General features: G+C 61.4%; 13 protein-coding genes. 8 read left to right on the forward strand and 5 right to left on the reverse strand.

What is annotated here, in order from left to right; all coding sequences use genetic code 11:
* Window positions 1-217 precede the first annotated feature (217 nt).
* The 6 genes from RB216_RS12685 to RB216_RS12710 all read left to right on the forward strand — a co-directional run bounded on the left by RB216_RS12685 (window position 218) and on the right by RB216_RS12710 (window position 12440).
* Entirely contained in the window at window positions 218-1522 is a 1305-nt protein-coding gene (locus RB216_RS12685) for an MdtA/MuxA family multidrug efflux RND transporter periplasmic adaptor subunit (protein ID WP_308908776.1), read from the forward strand.
* Window positions 1519-4620 (forward strand): MdtB/MuxB family multidrug efflux RND transporter permease subunit, encoded by a 3102-nt coding sequence (locus RB216_RS12690; protein WP_308908777.1) that lies wholly within the window; start codon window positions 1519-1521, stop codon window positions 4618-4620. The genes RB216_RS12685 and RB216_RS12690 overlap by 4 nt, the downstream gene beginning before the upstream one ends.
* Complete coding sequence (locus RB216_RS12695; RefSeq protein WP_028615944.1) at window positions 4617-7724, forward strand: efflux RND transporter permease subunit; 3108 nt, start codon at window positions 4617-4619, stop codon at window positions 7722-7724. The genes RB216_RS12690 and RB216_RS12695 overlap by 4 nt, the downstream gene beginning before the upstream one ends.
* On the forward strand, window positions 7721-9301 hold the full coding sequence (locus RB216_RS12700) for an efflux transporter outer membrane subunit (RefSeq protein ID WP_122554762.1): 1581 nt from the start codon (window positions 7721-7723) through the stop codon (window positions 9299-9301). Before RB216_RS12695 ends, RB216_RS12700 begins: the two co-directional genes overlap by 4 nt.
* A 241-nt stretch (window positions 9302-9542) precedes the next feature.
* Entirely contained in the window at window positions 9543-11639 is a 2097-nt protein-coding gene (locus RB216_RS12705; protein WP_028615946.1) for a putative bifunctional diguanylate cyclase/phosphodiesterase, read from the forward strand.
* A gap of 54 nt (window positions 11640-11693) precedes the next feature.
* Window positions 11694-12440: an SDR family oxidoreductase gene (locus RB216_RS12710; protein WP_028615947.1), complete on the forward strand. Its 747-nt coding sequence runs from the start codon at window positions 11694-11696 to the stop codon at window positions 12438-12440.
* 8 nt (window positions 12441-12448) lie between these two features.
* Here RB216_RS12710 and RB216_RS12715 read toward each other — a convergent pair whose 3' ends face one another.
* From RB216_RS12715 to RB216_RS12730, 4 genes are all read right to left on the reverse strand, one after another.
* On the reverse strand, window positions 12449-12853 hold the full coding sequence (locus RB216_RS12715; RefSeq protein ID WP_028615948.1) for a hypothetical protein: 405 nt from the start codon (window positions 12851-12853) through the stop codon (window positions 12449-12451).
* Between the two features lie 122 nt (window positions 12854-12975).
* Entirely contained in the window at window positions 12976-14385 is a 1410-nt protein-coding gene (gene mapR, locus RB216_RS12720) for a GntR family transcriptional regulator MpaR (RefSeq protein ID WP_308908778.1), read from the reverse strand.
* 97 nt (window positions 14386-14482) lie between these two features.
* Complete coding sequence (gene ccoG / locus RB216_RS12725) at window positions 14483-15892, reverse strand: cytochrome c oxidase accessory protein CcoG (RefSeq protein ID WP_068937891.1); 1410 nt, start codon at window positions 15890-15892, stop codon at window positions 14483-14485.
* 184 nt (window positions 15893-16076) lie between these two features.
* On the reverse strand, window positions 16077-16316 hold the full coding sequence (locus RB216_RS12730; RefSeq protein ID WP_028615951.1) for a DUF3203 family protein: 240 nt from the start codon (window positions 16314-16316) through the stop codon (window positions 16077-16079).
* Window positions 16317-16437: 121 nt separating this feature from the next.
* Between RB216_RS12730 and RB216_RS12735 the strand changes: the two genes are divergently transcribed.
* Window positions 16438-16929 carry an MgtC/SapB family protein gene (locus tag RB216_RS12735; RefSeq protein WP_012723945.1) on the forward strand — a complete coding sequence of 164 codons (492 nt, stop codon included), beginning with the start codon at window positions 16438-16440 and terminating at the stop codon, window positions 16927-16929.
* Here RB216_RS12735 and RB216_RS12740 read toward each other — a convergent pair.
* Window positions 16907-17083 carry a hypothetical protein gene (locus RB216_RS12740; protein WP_162834919.1) on the reverse strand — a complete coding sequence of 59 codons (177 nt, stop codon included), beginning with the start codon at window positions 17081-17083 and terminating at the stop codon, window positions 16907-16909. The two genes, RB216_RS12735 and RB216_RS12740, sit on opposite strands and share 23 nt — an antisense overlap.
* A gap of 204 nt (window positions 17084-17287) precedes the next feature.
* On the opposite strand from RB216_RS12740, the gene RB216_RS12745 reads away from it, so the two are divergent.
* Window positions 17288-19276, forward strand: coding sequence for an alpha-1,4-glucan--maltose-1-phosphate maltosyltransferase (locus RB216_RS12745; protein ID WP_308908779.1), 1989 nt, complete (start codon window positions 17288-17290; stop codon window positions 19274-19276).
* The last annotated feature ends 1 nt before the right edge of the window (window position 19277 follow it).

The following is a 19277-nucleotide window of genomic DNA, read 5'->3' on the forward strand; positions in this document are numbered from 1 at the left end:
TACTGTCGTTTTGCAGTAACACGCTTGATGCATGATTGCGGCCTGGCCTAGTCCAGGCCGTTTTTATTGGTAGCTCAGATGCTTAGCGAAACGGCCGATGAACTAAGGTCAGAAGTTAAAAGTTGTAAGCCCAAGGTAAATAGCCGGTAAAGGCGCTTTTCTAAATGCGCCCCAGTGCTTATCTTTCAGCCTCCCAAAGAAGAAGCTCTCGCGCCCAATGGTTGATCACTCCATGCAATCCTCCCCCCGTAAGTCCCGCCGCTGGCTGTTCGGCCTGCTTGTGCTGCTGGTTATCGCCGGCCTGTGCTGGAAGTTCTGGCCCGCCAGCCACAAGGATGCCGCCGCGCAGGCGCCAGCCGGACGTGCCGGCAAGTCGGGGATGATGCGCCCGGGTTTCGGTGGCTCTACCGGTCCGGTGCCAGTGCGCGTGGCGCCTGCGGTACTGGGCGAATTCCCGGTGTACTACAAGGCCTTGGGCACCGTCACCGCGCTCAACACCATCAATGTGCGCAGCCGGGTGGGCGGTGAGTTGGTAAAGATCGCCTTTGAAGAAGGCCAGATGGTCAAGGCCGGTGACCTGCTCGCCGAGATCGACCCGCGCAGTTACCAGAACGCCTTGCTCCAGGCTCAGGGTACGCTGATGCAGAACCAGGCCCAGTTGAAAAACGCCCAGGTCGACGTGCAGCGTTACCGCGACCTGTACGCCCAGGACAGTATCGCCAAGCAGACCCTGGACACCGCCGAAGCGCTGGTCCTGCAATACCAGGGCACGGTCAAGACCAACCAGGGTGCGGTGGATGACGCCAAGCTCAACCTCGAATTCACCAAGATCCGAGCGCCGATCAGTGGCCGCGTCGGCCTGCGCCAGGTGGACGTCGGCAACCTGGTGGCAGCCAACGACACCACGTTCCTCGCCGTGATTACCCAGATCCAGCCAATCAGCGTGGCCTTCACCCTGCCGGAAAATACCCTGGAAACCGTACTCACCCGCTACCACGCCGGCAACAAGCTGCCCGTGGAAGCCTGGGACCGTGGCGACGTGAAGCAACAGGCGACCGGCGTGCTGCAGAGCCTGGACAACCAGATCGACGTCACCACTGGCACCCTGAAATTCAAGGCGCGTTTCGATAACAAGGACCAGGCGCTGTTCCCCAACCAGTTCGTCAATGTGCACCTGCTGGCCGATACCCTGCACAACGTGGTGCTGGCGCCGTCGGCGGCGATCCAGTTCGGCAACACCGGCACTTTTGTCTACGTGCTGGACGGTGACAAGAAGGTCAAGGTGCAGCCCCTGGTGGTTGGTGACACAGATGGCGACAACACCGTGATCAAAGAAGGCCTCAAGGCCGGCGATCGCGTGGTGCTGGAAGGCACCGACCGCTTGAAGGACGGCAGTGAAATCGAGGTGGTCAACGACAGCAGCGAAGTGCCGACCACCCCGACCGAGCACTTGCAAGGCAAACCCGCGGCGAAAGGGGAGACCGGCACCACTGCCGGCAAGGCGCAAAAGGTCGGTTCATGAACCTGTCGCGGCTGTTTATCCTTCGCCCGGTCGCCACCACGCTGAGCATGCTGGCCATTGTGTTGGCCGGCATCATTTCGTATCGCTTGCTGCCGGTGTCGGCCTTGCCCCAGGTGGATTACCCGACGATCCGCGTGATGACCCTTTACCCCGGCGCCAGCCCCGACGTGATGACCAGTGCGGTCACCGCGCCGCTGGAACGCCAGTTCGGGCAAATGCCCGGCCTTACGCAGATGGCCTCCACCAGCTCCGGCGGTGCGTCGGTGCTGACCCTGCGTTTCAACCTTGACATCAACATGGATGTCGCCGAGCAGCAGGTGCAGGCCGCGATCAACGCCGCGACCAACCTGTTGCCCAAGGACCTGCCGGCGCCGCCGGTGTACAACAAGGTCAACCCGGCGGATACCCCGGTACTGACCTTGGCAATCACCTCCAAGACCATGCTGCTGCCCAAACTCAATGACCTGGTCGACACGCGCATGGCGCAGAAAATCGCGCAGATCAGCGGCGTCGGCATGGTCAGCATCGCAGGCGGCCAACGCCAGGCCGTGCGCATCAAGGTCAACCCCGAGGCCCTGGCGGCCAATGGCTTGAACCTGTCGGACGTGCGTACCCTGATTGCCGCGTCCAACGTCAACCAGCCCAAGGGTAATTTCGACGGCCCTACCCGCGTGTCGATGCTCGACGCCAACGACCAATTGGTCTCGCCCCAGCAATACGCCGAACTGATCCTGGCCTACAATAATGGCGCGCCGCTGCGCCTGAAAGACGTGGCCCAGATCGTCGACGGCGCCGAAAACGAACGCCTTGCCGCCTGGGCCAACGAAAACCAGGCTGTGCTGCTGAATATCCAGCGCCAGCCGGGGGCCAACGTGATCGAGGTGGTGGACCGCATCAAGGCGCTGTTACCGAGCATCACTGACAACCTGCCGGCCGGCCTCGACGTGACGGTACTCACCGACCGTACCCAGACCATCCGCGCCTCGGTCAAAGACGTGCAGCACGAATTGCTCATCGCCATTGCCCTGGTGGTGATGGTGACGTTCCTGTTCCTGCGCCGGGTCAGCGCCACGATCATTCCCTCCATAGCCGTGCCGCTGTCCCTGGTGGGCACCTTTGGCGTGATGTACTTGGCGGGGTTCTCCATCAATAACCTCACGCTCATGGCGCTGACCATTGCCACCGGGTTTGTGGTGGACGATGCCATCGTGATGCTGGAGAACATCTCCCGTTATATCGAGGAAGGCGAAACCCCGCTGGCCGCCGCGCTCAAGGGCGCCAAGCAGATCGGCTTCACCTTGATTTCCCTGACCCTGTCGCTGATCGCCGTACTGATCCCGCTGCTGTTCATGGCAGACGTGGTCGGGCGCCTGTTCCGCGAATTCGCCATCACCCTGGCGGTGGCGATCCTGATTTCCCTGGTGGTGTCCCTGACCCTCACGCCGATGATGTGCGCACGCTTGCTCAAGCGTGAGCCCAAGGAGGAAGAGCAAAGCCGCTTCTACAAGGCCAGCGGCGCCTGGATCGATTGGTTGATCGCGCGTTATGGCAGCATGCTGCAGTGGGTGCTCAAGCATCAGCCGCTGACCCTGTTGGTGGCCATCGCGACCCTGGGCCTGACCGTGTTCCTGTATCTGATCGTGCCCAAGGGTTTCTTCCCGGTGCAGGACACCGGCGTGATCCAGGGCATTTCGGAAGCGCCACAGTCGATTTCATTTGCCGCCATGAGCCAGCGCCAGCAGGACCTGGCGAAGATCATCCTCGCCGATCCCGCTGTGGAAAGCCTGTCTTCCTATATTGGTGTGGACGGCGATAACGCCACCCTCAACAGCGGGCGCCTGCTGATCAACCTCAAGGCCCACGGCCAGCGCGACCTGAGCGCGGCCCAGGTGATTACCCGTTTGCAGCCGGAAATCGACAAGCTGGTGGGTATCCGCCTGTTCATGCAGCCGGTGCAGGATTTGACCATCGAAGACCGCGTGAGCCGCACCCAGTACCAATTCAGCATGTCCTCGCCGGACGCTGAGTTGCTGGCACTGTGGAGTGACAAACTGGTCCACGCGTTGAGCCAGTTGCCCGAACTCACTGACGTCGCCAGCGACCTGCAGGACAAGGGCTTGCAGGTGTACCTGGTGATCGACCGCGACGCGGCTTCGCGCCTGGGCGTCAGCGTATCGACCATTACCGACGCGTTGTATGACGCCTTCGGCCAGCGGCAGATCTCCACCATCTACACCCAGGCCAGCCAGTACCGCGTGGTGTTGCAGGCCCAGTCCGGCGAAACCCTCGGCCCGGATGCGCTGAACCAGATCCACGTGAAAACCACCGACGGCGGCCAGGTGCGCCTGTCCAGCCTGGCCCGTGTGGAACAGCGCCAGGCGCAATTGGCGATTGCGCATATCGGCCAGTTCCCGGCAGTGATGATGTCGTTCAACCTGGCCCCCGGCGTTGCGCTGGGCAAAGGCGTGGAGCTGATCAACCAGACCCAGAAAGACATCGGCATGCCGGTGGGTGTGCAGACTCAGTTCCAGGGCGCGGCCCAGGCCTTCGAAGCCTCGCTGTCGAGCACTTTGCTGCTGATCCTGGCGGCGGTGGTCACCATGTACATCGTGCTGGGTGTGCTCTACGAGAGCTATATCCACCCGATCACCATTCTCTCGACCTTGCCGTCGGCGGCGGTGGGGGCCTTGCTGGCGTTGCTGCTCAGCGGCAATGACCTGGGCATGATCGCGATCATCGGCATCATCTTGCTGATCGGTATCGTCAAGAAGAACGCGATCATGATGATCGACTTCGCCCTCGACGCCGAACGCAACCAGGGCCTTGACCCGCAGACCGCGATCTACCAGGCGGCGCTGCTGCGCTTCCGGCCGATCCTGATGACCACGCTGGCCGCATTGTTCGGCGCGGTGCCGTTGATGCTCTCCACCGGTTCCGGTGCGGAATTGCGTCAGCCGCTGGGGCTGGTGATGGTGGGTGGCCTGCTGGTGAGCCAGGTGCTCACCCTGTTCACCACGCCGGTGATCTACCTGTATTTCGACCGCCTCGGCCGCCGCTGGCGCAAAGAGCCGCAAAGCCTGGAGCCGGTTGAGTCATGAACCTGTCCGGACCCTTCATCCGCCGGCCGGTCGCGACCATGCTGCTGAGCCTGGCGATCCTGTTGCTGGGCGGCGTGAGCTTCAACCTGTTGCCGGTGTCACCGCTGCCGCAGATCGACTTCCCGGTGATCGTGGTGTCGGCCAGCTTGCCCGGTGCCAGCCCCGAGGTGATGGCGTCTACGGTGGCGACGCCGCTGGAGCGCTCGTTCGGCGCGATTGCCGGCATCACCACCATGAGCAGTTCGTCGAGCCAGGGTTCTACGCGGGTGATCCTGGCGTTCGACTCCGACCGCGATATCAACGGCGCGGCGCGGGAAGTGCAGGCGGCGATCAATGCCTCGCGCAATCTGCTGCCCAGCGGTATGCGCAGCATGCCCACGTACAAGAAGATCAACCCGTCCCAGGCGCCGATCATGGTGCTGTCGCTGACCTCGGATGTGTTGCAAAAGGGCCAACTGTACGACCTGGCCTCGACCATTCTGTCGCAGAGCCTGTCCCAGGTGCCTGGCGTTGGGGAAGTGCAGATCGGCGGCAGTTCCTTGCCAGCGGTGCGCATCGAACTCGAACCCAAGGCCCTCGACCAGTACGGCGTGGCCCTCGACGATGTGCGCAACACCATCGCCAACGCTAATCAGCGCCGGCCCAAGGGTTCCCTGGAAGACAGCCAGCGCAACTGGCAGATCCAGGCCAATGACCAGTTGGAAAAGGCCAAGGACTACGAGCCGCTGCTGATCCGCTACCAGAACGGCGCGGCCCTGCGCCTGGGCGACGTGGCCAAGATCAGTGACGGCGTGGAAGACCGCTACAACAGCGGTTTCTTCAACAACGAACCGGCGGTGCTGCTGGTGATCAACCGCCAGTCTGGCGCCAACATCATCGAGACGGTCCGGCAGATCAAGGCACAGTTACCGGCGTTGCAGGCGGTGCTGCCGTCCAGCGTCAAGCTGAGCCTGGCCATGGACCGCTCGCCGGTGATCACCGCGACCTTGCACGAAGCCGAGATGACCTTGCTCATCGCCGTGGGCCTGGTGATCCTGGTGGTGTACCTGTTCCTCGGTAACTTCCGCGCCTCGCTGATCCCCACCCTGGCGGTGCCGGTCTCACTGGTGGGCACTTTTGCGGTGATGTACCTGTACGGGTTCTCGCTGAACAACTTCTCGTTGATGGCGTTGATCCTGGCCACCGGTTTGGTGGTGGACGATGCCATCGTGGTGCTGGAGAACATTTCGCGGCATATCGACGAAGGCGTGCCGCCAATGAAGGCGGCGTACCTGGGAGCCCAGGAAGTCGGCTTTACCTTGCTGTCGATGAACGTGTCGCTGGTGGCGGTGTTCCTCTCCATCCTGTTCATGGGTGGGATTGTCACCAACCTGTTCCGCGAGTTTTCCATCACCCTGTCGGCGGCGATCATTGTGTCGCTGATTGTCTCGCTGACCCTCACCCCGATGCTCTGCGCGCGTTGGCTCAAGCCCCATGTCAAAACCCAGATGACCGGTCTGCAGCGCTGGAGCCAGAAGATCAACGACCGCATGGTCGCCGGCTACGCCACCAGTCTGGACTGGGTGTTGCGCCATCGTCGCCTGACCCTGCTCAGCCTGTTGCTGACCATCGGCATGAACGTGGCGCTGTACGTGGTGGTGCCAAAAACCTTTATGCCGCAGCAGGACACTGGCCAGTTGATCGGTTTTGTACGCGGTGACGACGGCCTGTCGTTCAGTGTGATGCAGCCGAAAATGGAAACCTTCCGCAAGGCGGTGCTCAAGGACCCGGCGGTGCTCAGCGTGGCCGGCTTCATCGGCGGCAACAACGGCACCAACAATGCGGTGATGCTGGTGCGCCTGAAGCCCATCAGCGAGCGCAAGATTTCCGCCCAGGCGGTGATCGAGCGCCTGCGCAAGGAGGTGCCGCTGGTGCCGGGCGGGCGGTTGTTCCTGATGGCCGACCAGGACCTGCAATTCGGCGGCAGCCGCGACCAGACCAGCGCGCAGTATTCCTACATCCTGCAAAGCGGCGACCTGGCGGCATTGCGCCTTTGGTATCCGAAAGTAGTCGCCGCCTTGCGCGAGTTGCCCGAACTGACCGCCATCGACGCCCGTGAAGGCCGGGGCGCGGCGCAGGTCACGCTGATTGTCGACCGCGACCAGGCCAAGCGCCTGGGCATCGACATGAATATGGTCACGGCGGTGCTCAACAACGCCTACAGCCAGCGGCAGATTTCCACCATCTATGACAGCCTCAACCAGTACCAGGTGGTGATGGAGGTCAATCCCAAATATGCCCAGGACCCGATCACGCTCAACCAGATGCAGGTGATTACCTCCACGGGCGCACGGGTGCCGCTGTCGACCATTGCCCATTATGAGAACAGCCTGGCCGACGACCGCGTCAGCCACGAAGGCCAGTTCGCCTCGGAGAACATCGCGTTCGACATGGCCCCCGGCGTGACGGTGGAGCAGGGCACCGCCGCTATCGAACGGGCGATTGCCAAGGTCGGCTTGCCCGAAGACGTGATCGCCAAGATGGCCGGTACCGCCGATGCCTTTGCAGCCACGCAGAAGGGCCAGCCGTTCATGATCCTCGGCGCGCTGGTGGCGGTGTACCTGGTGCTGGGCATTCTGTATGAAAGCTATATTCACCCGCTGACCATCCTCTCGACCTTGCCGTCGGCCGGTGTCGGCGCGATGCTCGCGATCTACCTGACCGGGGGCGAATTCAGTCTGATTTCCTTGCTGGGGCTGTTCCTGCTGATCGGCGTGGTGAAGAAAAACGCGATCCTGATGATCGACCTGGCCTTGCAGTTGGAACGCCACGATGGCATGAACCCGCTGGAATCAATCCGCAGCGCCTGCCTGTTGCGTTTGCGCCCGATCCTGATGACCACTCTGGCAGCCATCCTCGGCGCCTTGCCGTTGCTGCTGGGGGCGGGCGATGGTGCGGAAATGCGCCGTCCGTTGGGCCTGACGATTATCGGCGGCCTGGTGTTCAGCCAGGTCCTGACCCTTTACACCACCCCGGTGGTCTACCTCTATCTCGACCGCGCGCGCCATCGCTTCAACAAATGGCGCGGCGTGCGTACCGATGCTGCCCTGGACACTGCGCTATGACCGATTCAACTCACGCCAATGCACCACGTCCGCGCGATTCAACGACTCCCGGCGTACCGCATTCCCCTGTAGGAGCCGGCTTGCCGGCGATAAACGCCCAGGCACCACGTACCTCCCGGTTGGGCGCGTTATCGTTGGCGACCTTCGCGAGCAAGCTCGCACCTACGGTGGGGTTGGCGTTGTTGCTCAGCGCCTGCGCCGTTGGCCCGGACTACCACCGGCCAGAGGTCATCGAGCCGGCGCAATTCAAGGAAGCCCAAGGCTGGCGCCAAGCCACCCCAAGCGACTCCCTGGCCCGTGGCGCCTGGTGGGAACTGTACGGCGACCGTCAGCTCAACGACCTGGTAGTACGCCTGAACACGTCCAACCAAACCGTAGCCCAGGCCGAAGCACGCTTCCGCCAGGCCCAGGCCCTGGTGCGCAGCTCCCGGGGCGCGTTTTACCCGACTGTCGACCTGAGCGTCGGGAAAACCCGCGCCAGCCAGGGCACCGGCAGCAGCAACGCGAGCCTGAGCAGCTCCAGCAGCGGCATCCGCGACACCCTCAATGCCCAGTTGGGCGTGAGCTGGGAAGCGGACATCTGGGGCAAATTGCGCCGTGGCCTGGAAGCCAATGAAGCCAGCGCCGAAGCCAGCTCGGCGGATTTGGCGGCGATGCGCCTGAGCCAACAATCGGAACTGGTGCAAAGCTACCTGCAACTGCGCGTCATGGATGAACAGACGCGGTTGCTGCAAGCCACGCTGGAGACCTATCAGCGCTCCCTGCAAATGACCGAAAACCAATACCGTGCCGGGGTTTCCGGCAAGGACGCGGTGGCCCAGGCACAAACCCAGCTCAAGACCACCCAGGCCAGCCTGATCGACCTGATCTGGCAGCGCGCCCAGCTGGAAAATGCGATTGCAGTGTTGATCGGCGAAGCGCCGGCCAACTTCAACCTGGCGGTGAGCAAGGACATCCCGGCACTGCCGCAGATTCCAGTGAGCCTGCCATCGCAACTGCTGGAGCGCCGCCCGGACATCGCCTCGGCCGAACGCTCGGTGATTGCCGCCAACGCCAACATCGGCGTGGCCAAGGCCGCCTACTACCCGGACCTGAGCCTTAGCCTGGCCGGTGGTTACTCCAGCAGCACCTACGCCGACTGGATCAGCCTGCCGAACCGCTTCTGGTCGGTGGGGCCAAAACTGGCCATGACGTTGTTTGACGGTGGCCAACGGTCAGCGGAAGTCGACCGCACCATCGCCAGCTACGACGAGACTGTCGCCAAGTACCGCCAGACCGTGCTGGATGGTTTCCGTGAAGTGGAAAACTACATGGTGCAGCTCAAGGTGCTGGAAGACGAGGCGGTGGTCAGCAATGAAGCACTGGACGCCGCCCGTGAATCGTTACGTCTGACCCAGAACCAATACAAGGCGGGGCTGATTGCCTACCTGGATGTGGTCACCACGCAAGCCACAGCCCTGAGCAACGAACGCACGGTATTGACGTTGCTGCAGACACGCCTGGTGGCCAGTGTGCAATTGATCGCGGCATTGGGCGGTGGCTGGGACGGGCAGACGCCGATTGCCGAGAAAGACTGACTCTGCAACGCCGGTCATCTGTAGAAGCCGGCTTGCCGGCTTCTACAGGGGGGGTGAAGGTCGACCTCCGCGCAGTGCAAAGGCGCGGTCGTCGAGGGTATTTTGAGCCAGTAGATTGGCGTCAAAATGCCACTAATGGCCCTCTGATAATTAATCAACTGCTCAAGAATTATTCTCGCTACAATCGCCCGCTTTGCCACCTGGCACGGGCGTCTCAGGCCCGCTGCGCACGAGAAGTCCCATGCTCATCGGTAGTTATTCACCCTCACTGGTCGTGATCTCACTGTTCGTTGCGATCCTGGCTTCCTACACCGCACTGGATCTCTCCGGTCGCATCGCTACCGCCAAAGGTCGTACCGTTTATCTATGGATAGCCGGCGGCGCCATGGCGATGGGTGTGGGGGTGTGGTCGATGCATTTCATCGGCATGCTGGCGCTGCGCTTGCCGTTTGCCCTGGGCTTCGATTTGGGCATCACCGCGCTGTCGTTGTTGATCGCGGTGTTGTCGAGCGGCTTTGCCTTGTGGTTGATCAGCCAGCCGCGTTTGCCTGCCTGGCAACTGGGGTTTGGCGCGCTGGTCATGGGCACCGGCATCGCGTGCATGCATTACACCGGCATGGCCGCGATGCGCATGACCCCAGGCATCGACTATGACCCCACCTTGTTTGGCGCGTCGTTGCTGATCGCCGTGGTCGCGTCTGGCGCGGCACTGTGGATCGCCCACAATTTGCGCCGTAACACACCGTACGTGCGGCTTTTACGAGGTGGCGCAGCGGTGGTAATGGGCTTTGCCATCGTCGGCATGCATTACACCGGCATGGCCGCGGCTCGTTTCGCCGATGACAGTTTCTGCGGTGCCGCGCTGAACGGCCTGAGCGGCAAGGGCCTGGATAACCTGGTGCTGGTCACGACCCTGGCGGTGCTGGCCATCGCCTTGCTCACCTCGCTGCTCGACGCCCGCCTGGAAGCCCGCACCGCCGTGCTGGCCGATTCCCTGACCCAAGCCAACCAGGAACTGACCCACCTGGCCCTGCACGACATGCTCACTGGCCTGCCGAATCGCACGTTGCTGGCCGATCGCATTCAACAGGCCATGCAAGCGGTGAAAGAGCAGGGCGGTTGCTTTGCGCTGATGTTTATCGACCTCGACGGCTTCAAGCCGGTCAACGATGCCTTTGGTCATCATATGGGTGACCAATTGTTGCGTGAAGTCGGCCTGCGCCTGCGCGAAGACTTGCGCAGCCAGGACACCTTGGCGCGCATCGGCGGCGATGAGTTTGTGTTGCTGGTGCAACTGAGCCAGCCGGACGATGCCCTTGGTCTTGCCGAACGCCAGGTGATCTTGATCAACCGCGCCTTCCAGGTGGCCGAGCATGAGCTCAAGATCTCTGCCAGCGTCGGCATCGCAATGTTCCCGGGTAACGGTAGCAACCCTCAGGAATTGCTGATGAACGCCGACGCCGCGATGTACCACGCCAAAGGCATGGGCAAGAACGGCTACAGCTTCTTTGACGTGTCGATGAACAACAACGCACGCAAGCAATTGCAGCTGTTGCAGGACTTGCGCAATGCGGTGGAACAGGAGCAATTGCGCCTGTACTACCAACCCAAGTTCGACGCGGTCAGCGGCATCCCGGTCGGCGCCGAAGCCTTGCTACGCTGGGAACACCCGCAGCAGGGGTTGCTGCTACCGGCGACGTTTATCGAACTGGCGGAAAAGACCGGCTTGATCATTCCGATTGGGGAGTGGGTGCTCAACGAAGCCTGCCGTCAAATGAGTCTGTGGTACGTTCAGGGCTACGAACATTGGCGCATCGCCGTGAACCTGTCGGCCTTGCAGTTCTGCCACGCCGGGTTGGTCAAGAGCGTGGCGGCGGCCCTTGAGCGGCACCAATTGCCGGCCAACAGCCTGACCCTGGAAATCACTGAAACCACGGCCATGAGCGACGCCGACGCGAGCATGACGGTGTTGCAGCAGCTGTCGGACATGGGCGTCGACTTGTCCATCGATGACTTCGGTACCGGTTATTCCAGCCTGATGTACCTCAAGCGCCTGCCGGCCAACGAACTGAAGATCGACCGAGGCTTTGTGCGCGACCTGGAACACGACAGCGACGACGCCGCCATCGTCTCGGCCATCGTCGCCCTTGGCCAGGCCCTAGGGTTACGGATTGTTGCCGAGGGTGTCGAGACGGATGTGCAGCAGAATTTCCTGACACGGCTTGGGTGTAATTCCCTGCAGGGTTACCTGCTGGGCCACCCGTTGCCAGCAGAGGGCTTCATGGCAGATATCCAACGCGCCGAAGAAGCCGTTGCGCCTGACAAAAGCCGCGCGTGACAGGTATTCTTGGATCCAACCCTAAACATCAGGTTGAATCAGGAGACCGCACGCATGGACAAAGTCGTCATCATCACCGGGGGCAGTCGTGGGATTGGCGCTGAGACGGCCTTGCTGGCCGCTCGCCAGGGCTATCGCATCTGCATCAACTACCAGTCCGACGAAGAGGCGGCCCACCGCGTACTCGAACAAGTGCGTGCGCTGGGCGCCCAAGCCATTGCCGTGCGGGCAGATGTGAGCATCGAGGATGAAGTGATCGCGTTGTACCACCGTGTAGACGCCGAGCTGGGCCGTGTGACCGCACTGGTCAACAATGCGGGCACGGTGGGGCACAAGTCCCGCGTTGACGAGATGTCCGAGTTCCGCATCCTGAAAATCATGAAGACCAACGTGCTCGGCCCGATCCTGTGCGCCAAGCATGCGGTGCTGCGCATGTCGCCCAAGCATGGCGGGCAGGGCGGCAGTATCGTCAACGTGTCGTCGGTGGCGGCTCGCTTGGGTTCGCCAGGTGAATATGTCGACTACGCAGCTTCCAAAGGTGCACTCGACACCTTCACCCTCGGTTTGTCAAAAGAGGTGGCGGGTGAGGGCATTCGCGTCAATGCCGTGCGCCCTGGCTATATATTCACCGACTTTCATGCCCTGAGCGGTGATCCGGAGAGGGTCAGCAAGCTTGAGTCCGGTATTCCCATGGCCCGGGGTGGGCGCCCGGATGAAGTGGCCGAGGCGATCATCTGGTTACTGTCGGACAAGGCTTCCTACGCCACTGGCACATTCCTCGATCTGGGCGGCGGTCGCTAGACGTCGGTTCAGGTGCGCAGATGGCGCAGCACTGGGTAACCCTCGTCGGAAAACGCCTTGAGTAGGCTGGCTTCCGAGTTATCCAGCCGGCTGTAGCCGTTGCTGGCGAAACCGTCGATTTTCCCGTTGCGGCTGTGGCTGCCGTTCAAGTAACGGTCGTCGAGGTTGTCGATAAAACGCAAGACTTTATCCAGGTCGTAGATCGCGTTCGCCCGGACCTCTGGGTTGGCGCTGTCCCAATCACCCACGTTTCGTTTCAAATCATCGATCAGGAGGTAATTGTCACGGTTGTCCAGGAAGCTTTTCAACACGGGGCTTTGTTCGATGATCCTGTCGGCCGAGCGATGGTCGCCGACAGGGCGGCCCATGGGGCCGTTCATCTCGCGCACTTGTTTCTGTTCGTCTGCACGCATGTAGTTTGGGGGTACCGGAAGCGGTGTGAGGTAGGAAGCGCTCGCTGTTAGCATGGGAAAACTCCAGGTTGAGAACAGGAAAAAGTTTCCTTGTGTGGCCTCCTGATGGATTCGGTTCCGATTCAAAACGAACGCACGATTCTTCCCAGTGTTTCCATGGCTTTCTCCGACGCCTCGTTCCACGGGCTGCCGTAATTCAAGCGAATGCAGTTCCTGAAGCGCTGGGTCGCCGAGAAGATCGGCCCCGGCGCGATGCTGATGCCCTGCGCCAACGCCATCTGGAACAACTTCAACGAATCCGTCTGCTCCGGCAGCTCCAGCCACAGGAAATACCCGCCGGCCGGTTGGCTGACCCGGGTCTGTGCCGGGAAATAGCGGGCGATCGCGGCCAGCATGGCGCTTTGTTGTTCTTCCAGAGCATAGCGCAGTTTGCGCAGGTGCCGGTCATAACCGCCGTGCTGCAAGTAATCGGCAATCGCCGCCTGGGCCGGCATTGACGGACAGAGCGAGGTCATCAGCTTCAGCCGCTCAACCTTCTGCGCAAAGCGGCCGGCTGCCACCCAGCCTACGCGATAGCCCGGGGCCAGGCTTTTGGCGAAGGAGCCGCAATGCATCACCAAGCCTTCGGTATCGAACGCCTTGGCGGGTTTCGGCGCATGTTGGCCGTAATAGAGTTCGGCGTACACATCGTCTTCGATCAAGGGCACCTGATGGCCGCGCAACAGTTCCACCAGGGCCTGTTTCTTGGCTTCCGGCAGGGTCGCGCCCATGGGGTTCTGGAAACTGGTCATGGTCCAGCAGGCCTTGATCGAGTAGCGCTCAAGGCTTTGCGCGAGAGCGTTGAGGTCGATGCCGTCGCGCGGGTGCACCGGAATTTCCACTGCCTTGAGTTTCAAACGCTCCAGCACTTGCAGGCACGCGTAGAACGCCGGGGCTTCGATGGCCACTAGGTCACCCGGTTCGGTGACCGCCTGCAGGCACAGGTTCAAGGCCTCCAAAGCGCCGTTGGTGATCAGCAGTTCTTCCATCGGTAGCATCAGGCCGCTGACCATGTAGCGCAGGGCAATCTGCCGGCGTAGTTGCGGGTTGCCCGGCGACATGTCGGTGACCACCAGTCGCGGGTCCATTTCGCGGCTGGCGCTGGCCAGGGAGCGTGCCAGGCGCGGCAGCGGAAACAGCATGGGGCTGGGAAACGCCGAGCCGAACGGTACGGTGTTCGGGTCTTTGATCGAGTCGAGTACCGAGAACACCAGTTCGCTCACATCCACTTCGGTGGACTCATGCACCTGCTCGCTCACCACCGGCTCGGAAAATGGGCTGGGCGCATGGGTATTGACGAAGTAACCGGAGCGCGGTCGCGCGCGGATCAGGCCTCGGCGCTCCAGCAGGTAATAGGCCTGGAACACCGTGGACGGGCTGACGCCGTAGGTCTGGCTGGCGTAGCGCACCGACGGCACCCGCTGGCCGGGGCCAAGTACGCCGGAGCGAATCAGTTCTGCAATGTCGTCGGCGAATTTTTCGTAGCGTTTCATGGGGGCCTTAACAGTTTTTTCAGACTTGGCAGCGATTAAAATGTGGGAGCGAGCAAGCCCGCTCCCACATTTTAATCTCCACATATTCAGACAGATTTCAGCGGTTCAGCGGCGCCACGAAGCGGCTATCAGCGGCGCTGTAGATCCACGGCTCATCCACATCCGTGACCTTGAAACGCAAGGTCTGCGAACTGCTCGCCGGTTTATCCGCCAGCAATACCACCGACACCGGCACATCGGTGATTTCCCCAGGCGCAAGGCTGATCTCGCTCTTGCCTTGCAACTGGAAGCCGTCGGCGTCCACCAGTTCCAGGCGATAGTCCTGGCGCTGCTGGGTCTTGTTGATCACCTTGAGGCTGTAGATGTTCTCGATCAGACCCTGGGCATTTTCACGGAACATGCCACGGTCCTTGGTCACGTCCAGCGACACCATCGGCCGCTCTACCAACGCCACTACCAACGCAGCAATCATCACCAACAGCACGGCACTGTAGCCGATCAGGCGCGGCCTTAGCAGGTGCGTCTTGCCGCCTTGGAGTTGATGTTCGCTGGTGTAGCTCACCAGGCCACGCGGGTAGCCCATCTTGTCCATGATCGAATCGCAGGCGTCGATGCACGCCGCGCAGCCAATGCACTCCATTTGCAGGCCGTCGCGGATGTCGATGCCGGTGGGGCAGACCTGCACGCACAACTGGCAGTCGATGCAGTCGCCCAGGCCGACGTCGGCAGGTTTGACTTCACGTTTGCGCGGGCCACGGCTTTCGCCGCGCGCCACGTCGTAGGAAATGGTCAGGGTGTCTTTGTCGAACATCACGCTCTGGAACCGCGCATACGGGCACATGTGCATGCACACCGCTTCGCGCAGCCAACCGGCGTTGATGTAGGTGGCGCCGGTAAAGAACAGTACCCAGAACAGGCTGACGCCGCCCATCTGCCAGGTCAGCAGTTCGGTCGCCAGAGGGCGGATCGGCGTGAAATAACCGACAAACGTCAGGCCGGTCAGCACGCTGATCCCCAGCCACAAAGTGTGCTTGGCCGAGCGTCGCGCCAGCTTGTTCAGGCTCCAGGGCGCGGCGTGCAGCTTGATACGCTGGTTGCGTTCGCCTTCGGTGACTTTTTCGCACCACATGAACAGCCAGGTAAACGAGCTTTGCGGGCAGGTGTAGCCGCACCACACGCGGCCGGCAAACACGGTGATCGCAAACAGGCCGAAGGCGCAGATGATCAACAGTGCCGACAACAGGATGAAATCCTGCGGCCAGAAAGTCGCGCCAAAGATATGGAATTTGCTTTCAGCCAGGTCCCACAGCACCGCCTGCCGATCGTCCCAGTTCAGCCATACCGTGCCGAAAAACGCCAGGAACAGGAAGGCTGCACCGCTCACGCGCAAGGTACGGAACAGGCCGGTGAAACTGCGGGTATGAATCAGGTTGTCGCTGGATTTGGCCTTCACCTTCTTTGGGTGTGTGGGCTCAAAAATTTCCACGGTTGGGATGTGTTCGCTCATGGTCGTTCGCTCATCAGCCTCCATCAGGCGGATGAACTATGCGCGTGACGCTGTTTGCATAACAGACTCAGCTACGGTGATAAAAAGCGGATCAGATGGGGCGGGGGAACAGCAGTGCGACAATGTGCTGCACCCCATGGCGCCAGGGGTGCAGCGTTATTTCGACGGCGCTTACACAGATCAATTAAATCAGCGAACCAGGTTCTTCGACCTTCACATGCTGACGCCCATCGTGGGCACCCGCCACTGTCAGGGCGTCCGCCTCGGCCTCAGTGATATAGATCCGTTCGGCGGCCAGTTCCACGTAGGACATCGACTTGTCGAGGTCAGTAACAATATTGACCCGGGTCGCTGGCACGCTCTGTTCCTGGCCATTGTCATCAAGCGTGAAGTAGCACAGTTGGTTTTCGATACGAATGGGCATGCCGTTCTCCTTATCTGTGGGCGATATAAGGTTAGGGCCCAGCGATGTGTGGGGGGTCCAGGCAACTGACTGGCGGTCGCTGCTGTCCATCCATTACCAATAATGACAAAGGACAGCATCCATGGACGCCTGGTGGCATGAAGTGTGGCAAACCCTGCAAGCCGAGTTCGCCGACATCGGCGACGCCAAGCAACTCACCCAGATCACCGTGCGCCTGCTGATCGCCGCCATCCTGGGCGGCATCCTCGGCTTTGAGCGAGAGAGCAAGGGCAAGGCTGCCGGGGTGCGCACCCATATGCTGGTGGCGTTGGGCGCTGCATTGTTCGTGATGGTGCCGCAAATGTCCGGCAATCAGGCGGATGCCATGAGCCGGGTGGTGCAGGGGGTGATTGCGGGGATCGGCTTTCTGGGCGCCGGTACGATCATCAAGGGCAAGGATGATGAAGAAGGCCACGTCAAAGGCCTGACCACCGCTGCCGGGTTGTGGATGACCGCTGCGATTGGGGTCTCAGCCGGGTTGGGCCGGGAATCGACAGCGGTGCTGAGTACCTTGCTGGCATTGGCGGTGTTCAGCGTCATGCCAAAAATCGTCAAGCGTTTCGAGAAGGACTGACAATCACGGGCGGCATGGTCGTCGGCGGTTCCTCTACCGGTGGCGGCTCATTTTCGGGCGGTTCTTTTTCCGGAATCGGTTCCGGTTGGGTCGGCGGCAGCGTGGGTTTGTCGATATTCGGGTCCGGCGTTTCCGCTGGGATCGGGATATTCATCGGTGTGGCCTCCTTTGTGCTTTGCTCTATCGGTGGACAGCCGCCGGGGCGAATTGATTCCCCGCTCAATGGCAGTACATCCAGCTGAACTTTTATCGCGGGCCCGGGCTCGGACCTATGACGGCCTTGCTCAGGGAGAGCAGCGTCGTATCAGAATTCGGATCAAGCAATGAGCGTCCATAGGGCGTAAGGGGAAGATGCTCGATGACTGCTGAAACACTGACTCCAGATGAATCCTTGTTACCGTTGTCCCAGGCCTTGTTGCTGCCCAGGATCGCCATCGAAAGCACCACCCCCGTGATTGACGGCGGCGAATTCGCCGTAAAAGCCGTGGTGGGCCAGCGCGTCAATGTCACCAGCAAAGTCTTCGCCGACGGCCATGACAAGCTCGCTGTCCTCATCCGCTGGCGCCCGCTGCAGGACGAAAGCTGGCACAGCGTGGTCATGACCGACGTGGGCAACAACGGCTGGGAGGGCGCGTTTACCGTGGCCCAGCAAGGCCCTCACGAATACTGCATCGAAGCCTGGATCGATACCTTCGCCAGCTTTTGCTACGAGTTGCGCAAAAAACATGAGGCCGGCGTGCCGGTCAGCCTGGAGTTGCAGGAAGGCCGCAGCCTGGTGTTGCAGGCCGCCGAGCGCAGTGACAATGAGCTACGTGACCGTCTGATGCTGTTGCACCACGAACTCTCCGGCCTGCTGGAAACCGAGCAGGTTGCGCAGTTCCTGCACGAAGACAGTGCGCACCTGATGACCCAGGCCGATCATCGCGCCTATCTGAGCATCAGCACGGTGTACCCCATCGATGTGGAGCGCGAAGCGGCGCTCTTTGCCAGTTGGTACGAGCTGTTCCCGCGCTCGATCACCGACGATCCCGCGCGCCACGGCACCTTTAATGACGTGCACTCGCGCCTGTCGATGATCCATGACATGGGTTTTGACGTGCTGTATTTCCCGCCAATTCATCCCATCGGCCGCAGCCACCGCAAAGGCAAGAACAATTCCCTGACCGCCGGCCCGGAGGATCCGGGCAGCCCCTATGCCATCGGCAGCGAAGACGGCGGCCATGAGGCGATTCATCCGCAACTGGGCAGCCGCGACGACTTTCGCCGCCTGGTCCAGGCGGCCGCCGAGCATGGTCTGGAAATCGCCTTGGACTTCGCCATCCAGTGCTCCCAGGACCATCCATGGCTCAAGGAGCATCCGGGCTGGTTCAATTGGCGCCCTGACGGCACGATCAAATACGCGGAGAACCCGCCGAAGAAGTACCAAGACATCGTCAATGTCGACTTCTACGCCGCGGACGCAATCCCAAGCCTGTGGACCGAGCTGCGCGACATCGTCGTGGGCTGGGTGGAAGAGGGCGTGAAGACCTTTCGCGTCGACAACCCCCACACCAAGCCGCTGCCGTTCTGGCAATGGCTGATCAGCGATGTGCGCGCCAAGCACCCCGAGGTGATATTCCTTGCCGAGGCATTCACCACGCCGGCGATGATGGCGCGCCTGGGCAAGGTCGGCTATTCCCAGAGCTACACCTATTTCACCTGGCGCAATACCAAGGCCGAATTGAGCGAATACCTGACGCAGTTGAATGAGTCGCCGTGGCGCGAATGCTACCGGCCGAATTTCTTCGTGAATACGCCGGACATCAACCCGGCCTTCCTGCACGAATCCGGCCGTCCCGGCTTTTTGATCCGTGCCGCGCTGGCCACCATGGGTTCAGGCCTGTGGGGCATGTATTCCGGCTTCGAACTCTGCGAAGCGGCCCCGGTGCCGGGCAAAGAAGAATACCTGGACTCGGAGAAATACGAGATTCGTCCACGGGACTTCACCGCGCCCGGCAACATCATTGCCGAAATCGCCCAGCTCAACCGTATCCGTCGGCAGAACCCGGCCTTGCAGACGCATCTGGGGCTCAAGCTCTACAACGCCTGGAACGACAATATCCTGTATTTCGGCAAGCGCAGCGAGGATGGCAGCAACTTCATTCTGGTTGCAGTGAACCTTGATCCCTTTAATGCCCAGGAAGCCCATTTCGAGCTGCCACTGTGGGAGTTGGGCCTGCCGGACGACGCCCAGAGCCAGGGCGAAGACTTGATGAACGGCCATCGCTGGACGTGGTATGGCAAAAGCCAGTGGATGCGGCTGGAGCCGCAGATGCCGTTTGGGATCTGGCGTATTACCACTTCTTGAA

Source organism: Pseudomonas canadensis, assembly GCF_030980095.1.
In the GTDB taxonomy this organism is placed as follows: domain Bacteria; phylum Pseudomonadota; class Gammaproteobacteria; order Pseudomonadales; family Pseudomonadaceae; genus Aquipseudomonas; species Aquipseudomonas canadensis.